This is a genomic window from Parachlamydia sp. AcF125 (genome assembly GCF_018342475.1).
Lineage (GTDB): Bacteria > Chlamydiota > Chlamydiia > Chlamydiales > Parachlamydiaceae > Parachlamydia.
This window is the reverse complement of the sequence record NZ_JAEMUD010000001.1, coordinates 495,734-514,885: the sequence shown is the minus strand read 5'-3', so window position 1 is coordinate 514,885 and position 19,152 is coordinate 495,734. Positions and strand designations below refer to the sequence as shown.

General features: G+C 41.2%; 15 protein-coding genes and 1 tRNA gene. 9 read left to right on the top strand and 7 right to left on the bottom strand.

The genetic code is table 11. The annotated features are described in order from the left end of the window. The first annotated feature begins 2 nt into the window (after window positions 1-2). Window positions 3-626 carry a hypothetical protein gene (locus PARA125_RS02090; RefSeq protein WP_213157064.1) on the top strand — a complete coding sequence of 208 codons (624 nt, stop codon included), beginning with the start codon at window positions 3-5 and terminating at the stop codon, window positions 624-626. 2 nt (window positions 627-628) lie between these two features. Next, window positions 629-1,909 (top strand): toxin-antitoxin system YwqK family antitoxin, encoded by a 1,281-nt coding sequence (locus PARA125_RS02085; protein ID WP_213157063.1) that lies wholly within the window; start codon window positions 629-631, stop codon window positions 1,907-1,909. Between the two features lie 275 nt (window positions 1,910-2,184). Here PARA125_RS02085 and PARA125_RS02080 read toward each other — a convergent pair. After that, window positions 2,185-2,275: transfer RNA gene (locus PARA125_RS02080), tRNA-Ser, on the bottom strand. A gap of 732 nt (window positions 2,276-3,007) precedes the next feature. Here PARA125_RS02080 and PARA125_RS02075 point away from each other — a divergent pair. Genes PARA125_RS02075 through wecB form a run of 4 tightly spaced genes read left to right on the top strand, consistent with a single transcriptional unit; the run spans window position 3,008 to window position 8,200 of the window. After that, window positions 3,008-4,306, top strand: a complete 1,299-nt coding sequence (locus PARA125_RS02075; RefSeq protein WP_213157062.1) for a nucleotide sugar dehydrogenase — start codon at window positions 3,008-3,010, stop codon at window positions 4,304-4,306. A 20-nt stretch (window positions 4,307-4,326) separates the two neighbouring features. Then, complete coding sequence (locus PARA125_RS02070) at window positions 4,327-5,433, top strand: DegT/DnrJ/EryC1/StrS family aminotransferase (RefSeq protein ID WP_213157061.1); 1,107 nt, start codon at window positions 4,327-4,329, stop codon at window positions 5,431-5,433. Between the two features lie 12 nt (window positions 5,434-5,445). Beyond that, the gene (locus tag PARA125_RS09910) at window positions 5,446-7,077 is read left to right on the top strand and encodes a Gfo/Idh/MocA family oxidoreductase (RefSeq protein WP_213157060.1); all 1,632 of its coding nucleotides are present in this window, start codon (window positions 5,446-5,448) and stop codon (window positions 7,075-7,077) included. Between the two features lie 46 nt (window positions 7,078-7,123). Beyond that, window positions 7,124-8,200, top strand: coding sequence for a non-hydrolyzing UDP-N-acetylglucosamine 2-epimerase (gene wecB / locus PARA125_RS02060; RefSeq protein ID WP_213157059.1), 1,077 nt, complete (start codon window positions 7,124-7,126; stop codon window positions 8,198-8,200). Between the two features lie 87 nt (window positions 8,201-8,287). On the opposite strand, the gene PARA125_RS02055 is transcribed toward wecB, so the two are convergent. From PARA125_RS02055 to PARA125_RS02045, 3 genes are all read right to left on the bottom strand, one after another. Next, window positions 8,288-8,611, bottom strand: coding sequence for a hypothetical protein (locus tag PARA125_RS02055; protein WP_213157058.1), 324 nt, complete (start codon window positions 8,609-8,611; stop codon window positions 8,288-8,290). Between the two features lie 233 nt (window positions 8,612-8,844). Then, the gene (locus tag PARA125_RS02050; protein WP_213157057.1) at window positions 8,845-9,882 is read right to left on the bottom strand and encodes a ribonucleotide-diphosphate reductase subunit beta; all 1,038 of its coding nucleotides are present in this window, start codon (window positions 9,880-9,882) and stop codon (window positions 8,845-8,847) included. Window positions 9,883-9,924: 42 nt separating this feature from the next. Further along, window positions 9,925-12,780, bottom strand: coding sequence for a ribonucleoside-diphosphate reductase subunit alpha (locus PARA125_RS02045; protein WP_213157056.1), 2,856 nt, complete (start codon window positions 12,778-12,780; stop codon window positions 9,925-9,927). 498 nt (window positions 12,781-13,278) lie between these two features. Here PARA125_RS02045 and PARA125_RS02040 point away from each other — a divergent pair, with 498 nt between their 5' ends. The 3 genes from PARA125_RS02040 (at window position 13,279) to recA (ending at window position 15,966) form a co-directional block, all read left to right on the top strand. Beyond that, entirely contained in the window at window positions 13,279-14,097 is an 819-nt protein-coding gene (locus tag PARA125_RS02040) for an inositol monophosphatase family protein (RefSeq protein WP_213157055.1), read from the top strand. A gap of 152 nt (window positions 14,098-14,249) precedes the next feature. Then, window positions 14,250-14,567, top strand: coding sequence for a zinc ribbon domain-containing protein (locus PARA125_RS02035; protein WP_213157054.1), 318 nt, complete (start codon window positions 14,250-14,252; stop codon window positions 14,565-14,567). Window positions 14,568-14,892: 325 nt separating this feature from the next. Beyond that, window positions 14,893-15,966 carry a recombinase RecA gene (gene recA, locus PARA125_RS02030; RefSeq protein WP_213157053.1) on the top strand — a complete coding sequence of 358 codons (1,074 nt, stop codon included), beginning with the start codon at window positions 14,893-14,895 and terminating at the stop codon, window positions 15,964-15,966. Between the two features lie 11 nt (window positions 15,967-15,977). On the opposite strand, the gene PARA125_RS02025 is transcribed toward recA, so the two are convergent. From PARA125_RS02025 to PARA125_RS02015, 3 genes are all read right to left on the bottom strand, one after another. Continuing rightward, window positions 15,978-16,862, bottom strand: coding sequence for a polyprenyl synthetase family protein (locus PARA125_RS02025; RefSeq protein WP_213157052.1), 885 nt, complete (start codon window positions 16,860-16,862; stop codon window positions 15,978-15,980). Between the two features lie 90 nt (window positions 16,863-16,952). Beyond that, on the bottom strand, window positions 16,953-18,002 hold the full coding sequence (locus PARA125_RS02020; protein ID WP_213157051.1) for a hypothetical protein: 1,050 nt from the start codon (window positions 18,000-18,002) through the stop codon (window positions 16,953-16,955). Next, entirely contained in the window at window positions 17,995-18,696 is a 702-nt protein-coding gene (locus tag PARA125_RS02015) for an acyltransferase (protein ID WP_213157050.1), read from the bottom strand. Before PARA125_RS02015 ends, PARA125_RS02020 begins: the two co-directional genes overlap by 8 nt. Between the last annotated feature and the right edge of the window lie 456 nt (window positions 18,697-19,152).

Sequence of the window (19,152 nt, the reverse complement as noted above, 5' to 3'; positions counted from 1 at the left end):
GTATGTTGAGTCAAATCCCCCAAAATAGGCTTTTGCTTTACCTTATGCTTTTAGGAGCTTTGCCCCTGCTGTTTTCAATAGCTTATTTTTTTTCCAATCAAAGCGAAATAACTTATTTGAAAAAATTTATAGAGGACACGCAAAGCCAAGCTTTTTTACAAGCCAGAAGACAAGCTAACAATAAGGCTGTAAGTCATCACTTTAAAGATGCAGATCGCTTTTATATCGATAAGCAACTCGAACAATTGACTTTTCTAAAGCCCGAGATCCAAAGCTTAAAAGAAGTAATGGAAAATAAAAATTATGCCGGAGATGACACTGTTCGTAAGCGGTTTGATTTTTTAACCGGCTCAGCAAATAAGCTACTCTTTTCCGAGGGCGTGGTAGACACCCTTCCCGGGTTTCAGGAGACAGTTGTCACCCAAGTCCATCCAGTTGAAGTGGATGCTTCGGATATTGCCACAATCCTTTCCTTGATTGAGGGGCAAAAAATAGGGAAGCATGAACCTGCGCCCAATCGCCCCCAGCTGATTCTCATCGACTTCAACTTGGAAAAGAAAGCGTTAGCCAACAAAAATGAGATTTTTACTATTAATATGAAACTTTTAAAAAGAGAAATCTTATAACCATGCCCATTCGATTACTCTGCCTTTTCTACCTCCTATGCTTAAGCGGGTGCACGCGCTATTTTTACTGTGAATATAAGCCCGAACAACTTTCTACCATCAATATCATTGACCAAAATGGCCTCTCAGAGACTTTTACCAGCCGCGAACGGGTTAAACAATATGAAAACATAGATTTTCTAAGTAATCAGCCCTACCAAAAAGTGATGCGGGTATATGGCAAAGATAAGTTTGGCAATTCAAAAGCTCTAATCACGAGTTACTATCCCAATGGGCAAATCCAACAATATCTAGAAGTTGTTAACAACCGTGCTTTCGGACAATATAAAGAATGGTATCCCACTGGGAAGATTAAACTCACTGCGACTATTATTGGAGGGGTGGCGGATCTCAATACAGCCGCTGAAAAAAGTTGGCTATTCGATGGAATGGCTAAAGTGTGGAACGAAGAAGGAGGGATTGAAGCCTACATCCATTATTCCAAGGGTATGCTTGAGGGAGAATCGGTGTATTACCATCCCAACGGGAAGATTTGGAAGTGCGTTTTTTATAAAGAGGATAAAATTGAAGGCGATTACGAAATTTTTTTAGACAACGGGGATCTCCTTCAAGTGACCCAGTATGCTGCAGGTAAAAAAGAAGGATTTGCCAAAAGGTATTGGACTCCCTGCCAAATAGCCGCTGAGGAAGTTTACGAAAATGACTTGCTTATTTCAGCCTTTTATTACGATAAATCAAACAATCTCATCGCGCAAATTGAAAATGGGTATGGAATCCGAGCCGCTTTCAATCGGGAAAGTGTCCAGGAATTTCAAGAATACCAAAATGGTCTATTAGAAGGAAAAGTAAGTGTATTTGATGAAAAGGGCTTTTTAGTAAATACCTACCACATACTCAACCAAAAAAAACAGGGAGAAGAAATTGAATTCTATCCCCAGCTCCATAACAAACAACCCTTGCAACCGCTCCTTTCCATTCAGTGGTATGAAGGCAAAATTCAAGGAGTATGTAAAACCTGGTATCGCAATGGGCAACTCGAAAGCCAACGAGAAATGAGCAACAACAACAAAAATGGAATTTCTCTTGCCTATTACATGGACGGCAACTTAATGATGATTGAAGAATACGACCATGGTAAGCTTGTTAAAGGAAAATATTATAAAAAAGGGGAAAAAACCCCCGTCAGCGAAGTTTCTGAAGGAAGTGGGCTTGTCACTTTGTATGATGCTGATGGCAATTATCTCAATAAATTCTCTTATGCTAAAGGGATGCCAGAGGGATAGGATTGCTTGCCAAAACATACGCTATAAACTTAAGCGAACGTTAGGCGGTCAAATCAATTGCTAAAATGCCTCTCCAATTGCTCTTGCTGAACAAGAGTTAAGGCTAGCCCTGCCACAACCCAAACAGTCCTAGATTTAGCCTATCGAGAATTGAAAAAGAAAGAAAAATAACAAAGCTTGAATTTTCTATTTTCGAACTTGAAAATGAAGAAAAAAGTGATCCACACACAGCTAAAGCTGTCCAGTAATTACCTAGCGCGTGCGACCCTGTCAAATGGCGGAGGAGGTGGGATTCGAACCCACGGTACGCGATAAACGTACACACGCTTTCCAAGCGTGCTCTTTCGGCCGCTCAGACACTCCTCCAAAGAAAAGGAAAATATATTTAATTTCTTATTATCCTGCAAGGTTTAAATTGGTCTTCTTGTAAAGCAGCTTTACATTTCCAGGTAAAGTCGTTACGTCTGTCAGTAAAGACTCAAGCTTATAGGCTAAAATTAAGGGCCAGCTCTTAAAAATTGGTTAATATTTTCTGTGATAAATGCAGAATAGAGTATGTCAACACGATCTTCAACTACTTGTCGGATAACTGGCAAGGCATTATGAGCTATTTTCTTTACTAGCTTACCGGTGCAAGAAAGCTAAAGATTTTGGCCCATATACTCCCTCGAAATTTTTTGTATCCTCTGCCACCCATCGCATTTTAACATGAAGATAGAGGCTATTTGATTCAACCACCCCTATTTTTTTGTAAAAACTTGAGCAACTGGTTGGAAGGCGCCTATTGGTGCATGATACCCCGTTAAAATCTTTTCGGCTGATAAAGCTGAAAAGGGAGGATTCTTTAGATTACTATCTAAAATGTAAAAATATGGGATGATTACATTCTTCATTATTTCCTCTTACTTTTTTATATTAAAAAACCAAAAAGATCGATAATAGCCCCTTTTTCAACCCCTCTTCTCCCAAAATTCTCTTTCATAAATATATTGTAATGCGCCTAAAAATTTGATACAGTCGTGCGCCTTAGAGGGAATTTTTTAACGCACCTATCTCTCAATCTAATTGGTAAGCTTCCTCCACGTTAAGGAATTGATTATGCCTATTTCTATTGAAAAAATTAAATCTAAACAAATTACGGTGGGAATTGTCGGCTTAGGCTATGTTGGCTTTCCTCTTTCTTTGGTTTTTGCCGAAGCAAATGTGCGTGTCATTGGATTTGACATCGATGAAAATAAAATTTCAGCTATTCAAGAGGGCAAAAGTTATATTCAACACTTCAATCACGGTAGGCTGCAAAAAGTTCGCGAAAATAATCGATTCACCGCCACCTCGAACTACGATCAAATTCGGAACTGCGATGCGGTGATCATTTGCGTTCCAACCCCCCTTGATCATCATTTAGAACCTGATTTACGCTTTGTGGTGAAAACCTGCGAAGCCCTTGCTCCTCATCTACAACCACACACACTTGTTTCTCTAGAAAGCACAACTTGGCCAGGCACAACAGAGGAAGTGGTCATTCCTATGTTAGAAAAATCTGGAAATTTACGTCTTAATGAAAACCTCTATGTCTGTTTCAGCCCTGAAAGAGAAGATCCTGGTAATAAGTCTTTCGGCACAAAAAACATCCCTAAGCTTGTAGGAGGAGCTAATCAAAAAAGCTTAGAATTAGCAGTAGAACTCTACCGGCTTGGAATTGAAAACATCGTGCCTTTGTCCGGTACGCGCGTAGCGGAGACCGCTAAGTTATTTGAAAACATCTTCCGCAGCGTCAATATTGCCCTTGTGAACGAGCTAAAATTGATTTGTGATCCCATGGGTATTGACGTCTGGGAAGTCATTCGAGCAGCCGCCACCAAACCATTTGGTTTTATGCCTTTCTGGCCAGGACCAGGTTTAGGAGGCCACTGTATCCCAATTGATCCCTTTTACCTTACTTGGAAAGCAAAAGAATATGGGGTGCAAACACGTTTTATTGAGCTTGCGGGTGAAATTAACCGCTCTATGCCGCGCTATGTGGTTAGCAAAGTTCAAGACTGTTTAAACCAAGCTAACAAAGCCATGAAAGGGTCCAAAATCCTAGTTTTAGGGCTCGCTTACAAAGCTGACATTGATGATATGCGAGAAAGTCCTAGCCTAGAGTTAATCAAATTGATGCAAGAAAAAGGAGCTATTGTCGACTATCACGATAATCATATTCCTGAAATTGGAGTAACCAGGGAATATAGCTTTTTAGCGGGAAAAAAAAGTGTTCCTCTATCTAACAAGTATGATTGCTTTGTTTTGGCAACCCACCACCATTATTTTTCTGTAGATCATATTTTATCGTTTAAAGTCCCCATCATCGATACGCGAAACTTTTTGCCAGAATGCTCACTTGTATTTAAGGCATAGGGAAAGTTTAAGGAGAAACCATGGAGTTCATTGACCTCAAAAAACAGTATCAACTGTATAAAGAAGAGATTGACTCAGCCATTCATGAAGTTCTTGAGCAGGGAAATTTTATTATGGGTGACCAGGTACGTTCTTTAGAGACTACGCTTGCTCAATACACCCAAGCAAAGCACTGCATTGCGGTATCAAGTGGAACAGACAGCCTTCAAATAGCTCTTATGGCTCTTGGCGTGGGGGCTGGCGACGAGGTGATCACGGTGCCTTTTACCTGGATTTCTTCGACCGAAGTCATAGGGCTTGTAGGAGCCACCCCAGTTTTTGTGGACATTGAAGCTCAAACTTACAACATTCAGATTGAACAACTTGAAAAAGCCATCACCCCTAAAACTAAAGCCATTCTTCCTGTTAGCTTATTTGGCCAAATGCCTGATTACACAGCAATCAATGCCATTGCTAATAAATATGGCCTTCCTGTAATCGAAGATGGAGCTCAAAGCTTTGGGGCCACTCAACATGGAAGAAAAAGCTGCTCTGTGACCACTATCGGATCTACCAGCTTTTTCCCAGCCAAGCCTTTAGGTTGTTACGGAGATGGGGGGGCTCTCTTCACCAATGATGACATATTAGCCGCTAAAATGCGTGCTATCCGCACACACGGAGGGGAAAAGCGGCATCACCACACATGCCTAGGGATGAATGGCCGCTTAGATACGATGCAAGCAGCTATCTTATTAGCAAAGTTTCCCCATTTTGAGCAGGAATTAAAAGCGCGTGGAAAAATTGGCGCCTTTTATTCACGCGCCTTGGCAGGATACTGCGTGATCCCCGCCATTCAAGAGGGCAATACCCATGTGTATGCCCAGTATACCATTCGCACCCCCGAAAGGGATGGACTTGCAAAATTCTTATCCTCTAAAGGGATCCCTACAGGCATTTATTACCCCAAGTGTGTACATGAACAACCTGTTTTCGCCTCATTAGGCTATCGGAAAGGGGCTTTTCCGGTTGCAGAGAAAATGGCAGAAGAGGTCATTAGCCTCCCCATGCATCCTTGGCTAACAGAAGAAGAGCAAATCAAGATTGTAAATGCTGTCAAAGAGTTTTGCTGCATTCCAGCTTCAAGCTAAAAGGAGTACAAGATGGCCACTTTATCATTTAATAAGAACCTTGCTCTAATCGGTGGTGGACGGTGGGGGAAAAACCTGGCTAGAAACTTCTATCAACTCGGTGTATTGCACACTCTGTGCGATTCACACCCTCCTACCTTAGAAGGTTTCCGTCAAACATACCCCGATCTTAACTTAACCCTTTCTTATGATGCAGTTCTAGACAACCCGCAAATTCAATCGATTGCGATTGCGGCCCCTGCCCTAGCTCATTATCCCCTTGCTAAAAAAGCTCTTTTGGCAGGAAAAGATGTCTATGTCGAAAAACCTCTTTGCTTAGATAGCCGTGAAGGTGAAGAACTCATCCATTTAGCAGAAGAAAAAGGATGTATCCTCATGGTAGGCCACCTCCTTCAATATCATCCCTGTATTAATGCTCTACAAGAACTTTTAGGCCGGGGTGAGCTAGGCAAGTTGCATTATATCGTTTCTAACCGCTTAAACCTTGGGAGTATTCGAACAGAAGAAAATGCTTTGTGGAGTTTTGCCCCTCACGATATTTCAGTGATTCTTTCTTTAGTTGGCCATCAACTTCCTCATCAAGTGCGCTGTACGGGCGCGGACTATTTGTCTAAAGGTGTTGCCGATACAACTCTGACAACATTGCGCTTTGCAAATGACGTGCGGGCCCATATTTATGTCAGTTGGCTACACCCTTTTAAAGAACAAAAGCTTGTGGTGATTGGATCAACTGGGATGGCGGTGTTCGATGACACTAAGCCCTGGGATGAAAAGCTTGTATTTTACCGTAACCACGTGACCTGGACAGACGGCCATATTCCACAGGCTAATAAAAATGAAGCTGAAAAAGTTTTTATCCCGCAAGTGGAACCCCTCACTGAAGAATGCTTCCATTTCATCAAATGTTGTAAAGAGCGGATTACTCCCCGCACAGATGGCAAGGAGGGGCTACAAGTTTTAAAAGTTCTTCAAGCCGCGCAAGCGAGCCTAAATGAAGATGGGATAGAAAAAAATCCCTCCTTTAAATATCCTTTAGACCATACTTTTCCTCAATATTACGCCCATCCTACAGCCGTCATTGGACCTCAAGCAGAAATTGAAGCAGGCACTAAAATTTGGCATTTCAGCCACATTATGGATGGCGCTAAAGTTGGCCAAGCTTGCAACATTGGGCAAAATGTGGTGATTAGCCCCTCTGCAGTCCTCGGAAAAAACGTAAAAGTGCAAAACAACGTCAGCATCTATACAGGCGTGATTTGCGAAGACGATGTTTTCTTAGGGCCTAGCATGGTTTTCACCAATGTGATCAATCCTAGAAGTGCAGTCAATAGAAGGGGCGAATACCAAAAAACTTTTGTTCGCAAAGGAGCGACAATTGGAGCAAATGCCACCATTGTATGTGGGATTGAACTTGGAGAGTATAGCTTTATTGGAGCAGGAGCAGTGGTGACCAAAGATATTCCTCCCTACGCGCTTGTGGTAGGAAATCCAGGGCGCCAGGTTGGCTGGGTAAGCCGACATGGCGAAAAACTTGATTTACCGATTTCCATTTCAGAAGGTAAAACCGTGGAGGCCTCATGCCCAGCCACGGGGGAACGCTATCGTTTAGAAGGCAATAGGCTTACCCCCTTTGATGTTTTCTAACAAAACTTAAAACTGTTCTTAAAGAGGTATTGCAAGGAATTTCTGTATGAAAATCGCAACTATCATCGGGGCGCGGCCTCAATTTATCAAGGCAGCAGCCTTAAGTCGTGCCATTTCTGAATCCCCCTCTATACAAGAAATAATCATCCACACAGGACAACACTACGACTACAATATGTCCGATGTTTTCTTTGCTGAAATGGGAATCCCAACTCCTAATTATAATCTCGCTATCGGAGGGTGCTCTCAAGGAGCTATGACCGGTCGAATGCTAGAGAAAATTGAAGCAATTTTGTCGCAAGAAAGGCCTGATTGGGTTCTCGTTTTTGGAGACACAAACTCCACACTTGCCGGTGCGCTTGCGTCTGTTAAGTTGCATATTCCTGTGGCACATGTGGAAGCAGGACTTCGCTCATTTAACCGCAAAATGCCTGAGGAAATGAATCGTCTTCTAACCGATCATTGCTCTGACCTGCTTTTTACACCCACCGCCTATGCCACCCAACAACTTAAAAGGGAAGGTTTCTCGGAAGATAAAATCATCCAAACCGGCGACGTGATGTATGATACAGCCATTTACTATTTGAATAAGTCTAATCAAACCAGCCAGATTCTTCATCGCCTATCTCTTCGCTCAAAACAGTTTGTTCTAGCCACGATTCATCGAGCGGAAAATACGGATGATCCGCGCCGCTTAAAAGAAATCTTTTTGGGCTTATCGGCTATTGGACGCCATACTCCCGTTATCGTTCCTTTGCACCCTCGTACGCAGCAAATGCTTCAAAAACTCAATTTACTAGAACAGGTTAAGCAAAACATACGGTTAATCGAGCCTATAGGCTATTTAGATATGACTCAACTTGAAAATCATGCAAAGCTCATTTTTACAGACTCCGGAGGCGTTCAAAAAGAAGCTTACTTTTTTAAAGTCCCTTGCTTAACGCTGAGAGAAGAAACAGAATGGGTCGAGCTTATTGAACATGGATTTAATCGCTTAGTTCCCCTCCAAGCTAAAGCAATTGAGGAGCACTATTATCAACATGAAGACATGCATCCAGACTGGAATATATCCTTGTACGGCAATGGAGAGGCTGCTAAAGCAATCGTCAGCTTTCTAAGATAGGTCTCTAAAAAATTACAAAAAGTTCTAATAAAAAACCATCCTAGGCACTTACATCGATTCTAAAGGAAAGAGAAATCTTTTAGCCTGTTAGGGCTTGTTCAGCACTCTTTTAATTAAACCTATCACAGCTTTTAAAACAATTCCTCCAATGCCAACGCTTCCGATATTGGCGATAAGCGCACTAATCTTTAAGGTAGAACTAGAACTTGTACTTTTTCCTCTCTCATCTTCTTCCTCCTTGTTATGTAATGCCTCTAGCATATGAAAAAGGAATCTACCTTTTCCTTCCTCAATCAAGCTGACAATTGAATTTCCTAGCCCCCTTCGATTCTTTTCTTTTATAGCGGCCTCAGTCAGATTTTCTCCGGCTATCTTCCTCAATAAGCTACTAGTAAAGCTCACGATATCCACTCCATCCTCCTTGCAGTTTTTGACCAACAATTAAAATGTCCTTTTTATTTTGTCAAACAATAACCTTATTTCTTAAAGATCTATCCCCTAGAGGGGTTGCTTTATTCATTTGGAAGGTTGGACTGAAAGGAAGGATTATGCCCTTGAAACTTATCCTGCAAAAAATTCTCTGGGAGAAAAAATAAAAACCTAGAAGAGAGAAAGGCTCTTCTAGGTTTTCAGAAAAGGGAAGGCTACCAAACGAGAGCTGCACCGCTTTGGTATTGAGTTACACGAGTTTCAAAGAAGTTTTTCTCTTTATCTAAATCCATGACTTCGCTCATCCAAGGAAATGGATTAGAGGTATTATATTGAGGCTTTAGGCCAATTCTTTCTAAGCGACGATCGGCAATATAGCCTACATAATCACGGAATAAAGCAGCATTTAAACCTAAGATTCCCTTTGGCAAGCAATCAGCCGCGTAGAGAATTTCCAGCTCAACAGCTTCTTTGACCATGTCTAACACCTGCTCTTTGAATTCCGGTGTCCACACTTCGGGGTTTTCTTCTTTAATGGTATTAATTAAATCAATTCCAAAGTTTAAGTGGATAGTCTCATCGCGTAAGATGTACTGAAATTGCTCTCCAATCCCCGTCATAATATTTTTACGATGGAAAGAGAGAATCATCACAAATCCACTGTAGAAGAAAATTCCTTCCATAATGATATAAAAACCAATGAGGTTTTTTAAGAATGTTTGAATGCCTTCTGGTGTCTCAGTAGTAAAGCCTTCTTGCATAATTTCTTCTGTAAGCTTCATCTCAAAGGCATCCTTATTGTGGATGGTATTGACAGCATTGTACATGTTGAATACCTCTCTTTGATCTAAAGAAAGAGACTCCACAATATAGTGGAAAGTATGCGTATGGACAGCTTCTTCAAAAGCTTGTCTTAACAAATATTGACGCGCTTCAGCATTGGTTAAATGTTTGAAAATAGCTAAAACAATGTTATTGCCTACTAGGCTCTCAGCTGTGCTGAAGAAACCCAGATTGCGCATAATGACCAGTCTTTCATCCTGACTCAAACGGTTTGACTTCCATAGCTCGATATCTTTCTGCATGGGAACTTCTGAGGGCATCCAGTTATTATGGCACCCATTTAAATAGTGTTCCCAAGCCCACTGGTATTTCAAAGGCATGAGCTGATTTACATCCACTTGCTTGCAATTTAAAATACGCTTTTGTTGCGCGGCGGCTTCCACTCCTCCAGGAATAAGACAACTCGACATGATTCCTTCCTCCCCTTACTTATTTAAATATTTCCATCTTCCTTACTGACAGCTTTCACATTCATCGCCAGATAAACTGCAACTTTTTGGTATAGAGCTATTGCGTTCTACCTGGATGGATCCTGACGCAGAACGACTTTTCATCCACCGTGGTTGAATCCCTTTTTTATTAATATCAAGAGTCGATTTTTCCACTTGGGTGGCAGCTTTTGAGCGTAAATAATAGGTGGTTTTTAATCCTTTTTCCCAAGCTAATAGGTACATATCGCTCAACTTTCTTCCATCAGGCGCGTTGACGTACAGGTTCAAGGATTGCCCCATATCTATCCATTTTTGTCTGCGACTCGCGCATTCAATTAACCATTTTGGCTCAATTTCAAAAGCTGTTTTGTATAACCCTTTCAAATCTTCAGGGAATTGCTCAATTTCTTGAACAGACCCATCGTAATACTTAAGCTCGTCTAGCATGTCTTGGTTCCAAAGGCCCCTTTCTTTTAAGTCTTTGACTAACCACTCATTTAATACAGCAAATTCGCCTGAAAGATTGGATTTTACATACAACAGCGAGAATGTCGGCTCGATAGATTGACTCAATCCCGAAATGTGGGCAATCGTAGCTGTAGGGGCGATCGCCATTGTATTGCAATTACGCATCCCGTGTTTTTGAATTTCTTTTCTTACCACGCTCCAATCTTTTTTCGAGGCTCTGTCCATCTCGAGATAGCCTTTTCTTTCGTTCTCCAACAGCTCAATACTATCGATTGGAAGAATACCTTGGCTCCACTTAGAGCCTCTATAAGAAGAGTAAACTCCCCGCTCTTTGGCTAGTTCGGCCGACGCTAAAATCGCATAATAAGAAATCAATTCCATGCTTGCATCGGCAAATTCAACAGCTTTTTGACTACCATAAGGAATTCTAAAACGGTATAACGCATCTTGAAAGCCCATTAAACCAAGCCCTACAGGCCGATGTCGCAAGTTAGACTCGCGAGCTTCTTTGGTTGGGTAGTAGTTAATATCAATCACGTTATCCAACATTCTCATAGCTGTGCGAATGGTTTTAGCTAAAAACTCTTCGTCCAGAAAATCTCCTTTAATATGAGCAGCAAGGTTGATAGATCCTAGATTGCAAACAGCTGTTTCGTGTTCAGAAGTATTGAGTAAAATTTCTGTACATAAATTTGAGCTATGCACTACGCCTGTGTGAGATTGGGGCGAGCGAATATTAGAAGGATCCTTAAATGTCATCCATGGATGCCCCGTTTCAAAGAGCATCGTGATCATTTTTCTCCAAAGATCCATAGCAGGGATAACTTTAAACAGCTTGAGTTTACCTTCTTGCGCAAGCCTTTCGTATTCACAGTATCTCTTTTCAAATTCGCTTCCATATAAATCATGCAAATCGGGTGTATCTGAAGGATTAAATAAAGTCCAAACACCTTGCTCCTTAACACGTTTCATGAAAAGGTCTGGAATCCAGTTGGCTGTATTCATGTCATGCGTACGGCGACGTTCATCCCCTGTATTTTTGCGCAATTCCACAAAATCTTCGATATCCAAATGCCAAGTTTCTAGGTAAGCACACACAGCTCCTTTTCGCTTTCCACCCTGATTCACGGCTACGGCAGTGTCATTGGCGACTTTTAAGAAGGGGACTACGCCTTGAGTTAATCCATTAGTTCCGTAGATCGGGGCCCCTGTAGCACGAATATTCGTCCAATCGTTTCCAATTCCTCCCGACCATTTAGATAAGCTAGCGTTATCCGCAATCACTTTAAAGATATTGACGAGGTCATCTTGGATGGTTGAAAGGTAGCAGGAACTTAACTGCGGATGCAAAGATCCGGAGTTGAACAAGGTAGGCGTAGAAGAAATAAAATGGAACTGAGACAAAACATTGTAAAACTCAATAACTCGCTCTTCCCGATTTTCCTTTTCCTTTAAAGCCAATCCCATCGCCACACGCATCCAAAAATATTGAGGTGTTTCGATACGCTCATTTTTAACATGAATCAAATAGCGATCATAAAGAGTTTGAACGCCAATGTAAGTAAACAATTTATCGCGAGAAGAATCTAAGTTTTGAGCAAGCTTCTTTAAATCATATCCAAATAGTTCAGGAGTTAAGCGTTTGTCCATTACCCCTTTTCTAATATATTTCTCAAACTGAGAAACATGCAAATCAGCGACTTGCGATGGGGGGCATTCTTGTTCAAAAACTTCATTATAGATATCTTGAAGAAGCAAGCGTGCGGCTACATAATTGTAAGCTGGCTCTTTTTCAATTTTTGAACGGGCAGAAAAAATGGCAGATTCATTCAATTCTTTTAAAAGAACCCCATCGTAAAGATGCTTCAACATTTCTTCAATCAATTCTTGCGGATCGCACACTTCCTTAAAATCTGCGCAAGCATGCTCTATTTTAGATAGAATTTTTTGCGTATTCAAAGGAGACTTTGTGCCATCTGGATAAGTGACATGTAAAGTGGGCCTTACTTGCTCGCTAGCAGTAGCTGGAATCTCTTTAAATGCGCGCGCTCTCTTTCTTTCTTCCCGGTATAGAATATATCCCCGCGCCACCTGATGATACCCTTCTTGCATTAATTCTTTTTCGACCAGATCTTGAATCTTTTCGATAGGAATAGGTTCATCTTTTGTTAAAGTAGGGATAGATGAAATGACAGAGGATGTGATGCCATTGACCACCTTTTGGATTTCCTCTGGTAAAGCTTGGTCAGCTCCCAAAAGCAGCTCAGCACGAAATGCCTTCGTAATTGCCAAACGAATTCTTTCTGCATCAAACGACACAGAAGACCCGTTGCGCTTAACGACCCACAAATTCTTGGACTCGCTTGCAAATTCAGAGGGGTATAAAGTCCCCGGTGATGTATTAGACATTACTCACTCCCATGATCAATCAAACTATTTAAACTTGTTGCAGTACAAATATTTTCGTCACAAAAAAGAATTTTTTCTTATAAGACTAAGACGCTCTGTTTTAAGAACTAGCAACGTTAATATCGCTTCTAAAAAGAAAAGAGAATCGATCTACAAGCTAAGAAATGACTCCCCTTTTTCTTGCTTCAATTCTGTTTTTCCCCGCAGGCAAAGATGGCTATTTTAAAATAACCATTATATGAAAGTTGTTTTCTTTTTGCTTGCCGAAATTATGCAAAATCAGGCTCATTCATAACCCTTGGGACCTTAAATCGTCAAGCTTTTTACTCATTCTAGCTCGGCGACTTTTGCAAACGGTTAAGATCCAAAGGTGAACTAAGAAAAATAACAAATTCGCGCTCAAACTTATAATTAAGTGAAATTAATTATTAAAATTAGTATAAACCAATAAAGGTTTTAGGCCAGGGAATTATTCCTTAATTTAACTCGGTGTCAAAGATGAAAATGCCCAACTTTTCTGCATTACAAGCTTACTTAAAAACAGCTACATTAGCTGCTATTAACGGGGGTAAGATCTTAAAAAAGTACTGGAAAAATGTCAAACAGATCGAAGACAAAAGTACGGCCGGGGATTTGGTCACAGAGGCAGATAAAGAGTCCGAAAAAATTATTTTACAATTGATTAAAGAAAAATATCCCAGCCATTCTATTCTTGCGGAAGAATCCACAAAAATGCCTCTCCCTTGTGCAGATTTTCTGTGGGTTGTCGATCCTTTAGATGGCACTGTTAACTATGCCCATCAAAATCCCCTGTTTGCTATCTCAATCGCTTTGCTCTACCAAAATGAGGTCATCGCAGGAGTCGTTTTTAATCCCCTTTATCACGAACTATTTCAAGCTGCCAAAGGGATAGGAGCTACTTTAAACGGAGAGAGAATAACCGTTTCGCCAACTAAAACCCTTGATAAAAGTCTCTTATCCACAGGTTTTGCCTATGACCGGCGCACAACGGACGATACCAATTATCCGGAGTTTTGCCATTTAAGCAACTTAACGCATGGTGTGCGTCGATTTGGTGCGGCTTCTCTGGATCTTGCATTTGTGGCAGCAGGCCGCTTTGATGGGTATTGGGAGCGGGGGCTTAAGCCATGGGACATGGCAGCCGGAGCCCTGCTCGTTCAAGAGGCTGGCGGTAAAGTTTCAGCTTATGATGAAACCCCTCTCGATCTGCAAACGGGGAAAATCTTGGCAACCAACGGAAAGCTACATCATGCTTTAAGCCAAGAGCTGCTTAACGTAAGCTCTCAAAAAGCCTAAAAACAATTAAGACGCCTGAGTAAAATTTCTCGCAGAGCTAAACTCTATTTATTTGAAACAAGCCATCTTCCCGCCTTTATGGCAGATAAATTGGCGCAAATTGACAAAAAGTCCACCTCTACTCTAATTTTAGAAAAATGGATCGAGGATGCATGGTCATTAATGAGCAGAAACTATTAGCAAAAAAATTTATTTTACAAATGAAAAAAGCCTATAAAAATTGCCAGAGCTGCGGAATGCCTCTAAGAAAATCTCCTAATGGGGGTGGCACAAATTCTGACGGAACAATCAGCAAGATGTATTGCGCTTACTGCTACGAGAAAGGGCAGTTCCTTCAGCCAAATTGCACTGTCGCTGAAATGCAAGCCATAGTTAAAAATAAAATGAAAGAAATGGGCTTTCCAGGCTTCTTGGCTGGTTTTTTTACTCTAGGAATTCCCCGATTAGAGCGTTGGAAACATCGAAAATAAAAAACATAAGTCTTTCATTAAAGGGTTGGCTAAAGAATAAAGCCAAAAGAAAAGACAAAGTTGATCAGTTCCTAATTTTGAACAACCCAAACAGCATCACTCGCCTTATCCCTAATTCTCAAAAGCGGAAAGCCCCCTAAAAACCACGCCCAAAGACCCTCCTCTACAATTCATTGTTTTATTAGTTTCTTACATCTTTTGTCATTTATAAATAAATCCTACTTTTTCGAGGTTTAATTGTTTTTTTACCTGACAAGAGTTGCTTTTTCAGGTATTCTATTAGGCGGAGTAAGGGAATTATTAACTAGCAAAATGAGGGGTTATCATGTCTCAATCTAGTGAAATTGAAAGAAAAAAAGCTCTTGACTTGGCGGTCAGCCATATTAAAAAACAATTTGGCGAGGGAGCAATTATGTCGCTTGGAAATCACTCTTCCATGCGGGAAATTAGCGTCATTAAAACAGGCGCTTTAACTTTAGACGTTGCCCTTGGGATCGGAGGAGTCCCCCGCGGCCGTATCATCGAAATTTACGGCCCCGAATCTTCCGGAAAGTCCACTTTAGCCACTCACATTGTGGCAAGTGCACAAAAAGCCGGCGGGCTTGCTGCTTATATCGACGCAGAACATGCGCTTGATCCAGCCTATGCAGCAAAAATTGGGGTCAATATCGATGAATTGCTTATTTCGCAACCAGATAGCGGGGAGGAAGCTTTAAACATCGCCGAAACACTTGCTCGTTCTAATGCCGTGGACGTCATTGTGGTGGACTCGGTGGCTGCCCTTGTTCCTAAAAGTGAATTAGAGGGAGAGATTGGCGATAGCTTTATCGGCTTGCAAGCGCGCATGATGTCTCAAGCTTTAAGAAAGCTTACTTCAACTTTAGCTAAAAGCAATACATGCGCTATCTTTATCAACCAGATTCGGGAAAAAATTGGGGTCATGTTTGGAAACCCTGAGACAACAACTGGTGGTCGCGCCCTAAAGTTCTATTCTTCCATTCGTCTAGATATTCGTCGTACCGCCGGCATTAAAGGCCCAGACAATTCTGAAGTGGGAAACAGGGTGAAAGTAAAAGTGGTCAAAAACAAAGTGGCCCCTCCTTTCCGTTCAGCTGAGTTTGACATTTTATTTAACGAAGGAATTTCTCGAACAGGAGCCGTTATCGATTTAGGAACAGAGTTCCAAATTATCGATAAAAAAGGAGCTTGGTTTAGCTATCAAGGTCAAAGATTGGGGCAAGGGCGAGAAGCTGTCCGGGACGAGCTAAAAAACAATCCAAAATTATTGGATGAGATTGAGCAGCTTATCATGCAAAAATGCAAGGATGGGATGGCAGCCTCCTCAGCTCTCAAATCAGAGCCTGTGGAAGTAGACGAAAAAGAACTGGCTGATGTCTAAAATTGACTTTGTTAAGCAAGACACTCTTCTGTTTTTTGGATGAGTGTCTTGATTAAAGCTTCAAGTTCTTGTCCCTGAATATCAAGCTGCTGTAAAACAGCAAGAAAAGAATGGGTTTCCTTGTGGAACATCCTCGCCGCTTCTTCAACTCCTATTAAAAGCCCCATGTTGGCTTTTCGTCCATTTTTTAGATCTTGCTGCATATCGCTCAAATCATCGGCAATTTGAAAAGCCATCCCAAAATGGGATGCGGCAGCTTTTACTAAAGGCAGCTTTTCTAGTTCTCCGCCACCAAATAGCCATCCCAGTACAAAAGAGATTTCAAACAAAGAAACTGTTTTCTTATGCATGATGTCTTTCAAAGCGGATAGAGAAAGGTTAGGCTCATGAATATCTAAAAATTGCCCCCCCGTGGCTCCAAAAAGCCCTGTGTTGTGCGCCACGTTTTGAATGGCTAAAACACAAAGATGGCCACATCGATTGGCAAAGGAAACTCGCTGAAGCTGAAGAGTTTCACTATTTTGGGCCAAATACCGATAACCCTCAGCAATTAAGGCATAGCTAGCCAACAAAGCGACGTCTTCTCCAAATACTTTGTGGAGAGAAGGTTTGTTTCTTCTTTCATCCTCATTATCCATACAGGGCAAATCATCGGCAATTAAAGAAGCGGTATGAAAAAATTCCACCGCTAAAGCTGCCTCAGAAACATCTGCTTGTTTGCCTAATGCCCTCGCAACCATCAAAACAAGGGCGGGCCTAAAACGTTTTCCTCCGTTGCGAAGAGCGTATTCACAAGCATCCCTGATTTGGCTTTTGACGCCTAAAATAGGGATACTTTGTTCAATTTTTGCCTCAACTTCAGCCTGATAAGATAAAAGAACAGAAAATGGATTCACAAAAACTCTTTATGTCTAGAAATAGGGAAGACCCAATTATAAGGGATTTATCTTTAATTGATAGCGTAAACAGCAGAATCAAAAAAGGGATCAATGATTTGCACGCTCCCTTAGAACCATCCGCACCATCCCATCTTCTAAAAAGCCATGAAGACCAGGCCTTACTCCAGAGTAAACAAACCCCAACTTCTTAAACATTTGTTGAGACACTAAATCGCCCTGAAGAGCACAAGCTTTTAAACGCTCCGTCGGATAGGCTTTTAAGACATGCTCCATTAACCCTTCTTCAATTTTTCTTGAAAGAGGTTGGCCTGCAGCACGCACACAATGGCGAATCGCCCATGTCCCAGGTTTTTCCTTCAACCAAACCATTCCCACCATATTTTGCTTTTCGCGCATGACGAATACAGAAAATTCATTCTTGTTAAGTAGCTCTTTGATGGTGCGACCTTTTTTAGAAAAAGGGGGCTCAATTGCACTTTGTTTAAAGAGGGACTGGATAGCTTGGATATCCCGATTTGAAGGTTTTTGCGGAAGAAGTTCAATTGTGGTCCCTTCGGAAAAAGGATTTTCCCCTTTTAAAATTGTTTGGGTATTTTTTAAATCTAAAACGACAACTCTTCCGTCAACCAAATGAAAAGGAAGCTTATGTAAGGGAGCAATCACCTTTTTCCATTCTTTAGTCAACAAAGGATTTTGAGAAAATTCCCTGCTAGCCTCAAGTAATGAATCATTAAGTGCCTGGTAATCGCGCATATAAGCAAATGACAAGGGATAAGTAGAAATAGCTTTTTTGATCGTTTGGACCATCGAACTAAGCCTTGTATCAGCCATTTGAGCTTCAATCTTCTCCAAATGCTGGTAAATTCTTTTTTGCTTTTTCCCAGTTTGCGTATGCTTGCGCAAAGACCGAAGCGCCACAGCAGTTGCTATTCCGCCCATGGCCGTACAGGTTCCTAGGCTTGTGGCTTGTGGAGCAAATCCAAGAAAGCCGTAAATAGTCGCTAAAAAGCCCATAATAAGGGTGGTAATAGTAGAGGTCACAATCGCTTTTTTATAGTGATGAACCTGTTTTTCATACCAGGAGCGGGAAAACTTAGGTGAATAAGCAGCCGTATTTTCAGGAATCGATTTAACCATGTTTACCTCTTTGAATCGGTATTGTCATCAATTGTTTTCTCGACTTTACAATATGGTAAGAAGGAACAAAACCCCCGCAATTAAGAGTGGGATAGCATAAAACATTTTTTCCAAGCAGAGTCCCTGGATTTAGGACCACATTACATCCAATCTGAGAAGAATCGCCCACGATCGCCCCCAGTTTTCTCAAGCCTGTTTTGTAGCTTTGCCCTTCCACAACTACAGAGACAGGTTGACGATCTAGTTTTAGATTTGCACATTTAGTCCCTGCCCCCAAGTTGACATGATTTCCTAGGATAGACTGGCCAAGATAGGCAAAATGCGCTGCATGCGCGTGATTAAACAAAATGCTGTGGATGATTTCTGTATCATGTCCTATCACGCAATCATCGCCTGTAACCACAAACCCTCTAATATAAGCTCCATGTCTTACCTTGCAACGATCGCCTATCCAGCAAGGGCCTTGAATATAGGCCCCAGGTTCCACAATCGTTCCTTTTCCCAGGTGAATTTTATCTGGATTTACCAAATGAGCAGAAGGGGAGATGATTGCCTCCTGTTTTTGGAACGAAATCTTTTCTAAATAGCTTTCTAATCGATCTAAGGCAGTCCACACATAGTCGGTTGAATCGAAAAGACCTTTATGGACGTACTGGGTTAAATCGAAGAAATAAGAAGGGGAAAGAAAATCCATGCAGATCCTTGTTATTTCTCTAAAACCATTTAAACTACGAGGTACTGACAATATTTTCAACAGCTTTCTTCATGGAATATATCTTATATAAAACATATTTCTATTTCTTCTTTTGCTGTGGGAATGTTGATAAGGGATCTCTTTCCTCACGGTTTTTCGCTTTTAAAGATTGTTTGCTCTTTGTTGGTAGGTTGAAGAAAAAAGGGCCGTTATCGACAAAAAGAAATTATGCACAAAATTGCATTCACAAAAGTTAGCTGAAAAAAGGGTACTTATGAACAACCTTTCGTATTTTTTGGGTTTCCCATTTTAAGAAATCGTGATTCCTAAAATTTCGAATTTCCCCTATCCCCTTTTGAAGAAGAGATATTAATAGATCTATTGTTTCTTCCTCTTTTATTCCTGTGGAAATGTTTGTAAGAAGCCATTTTTCACAGTACCTTTTGGATGTTGATA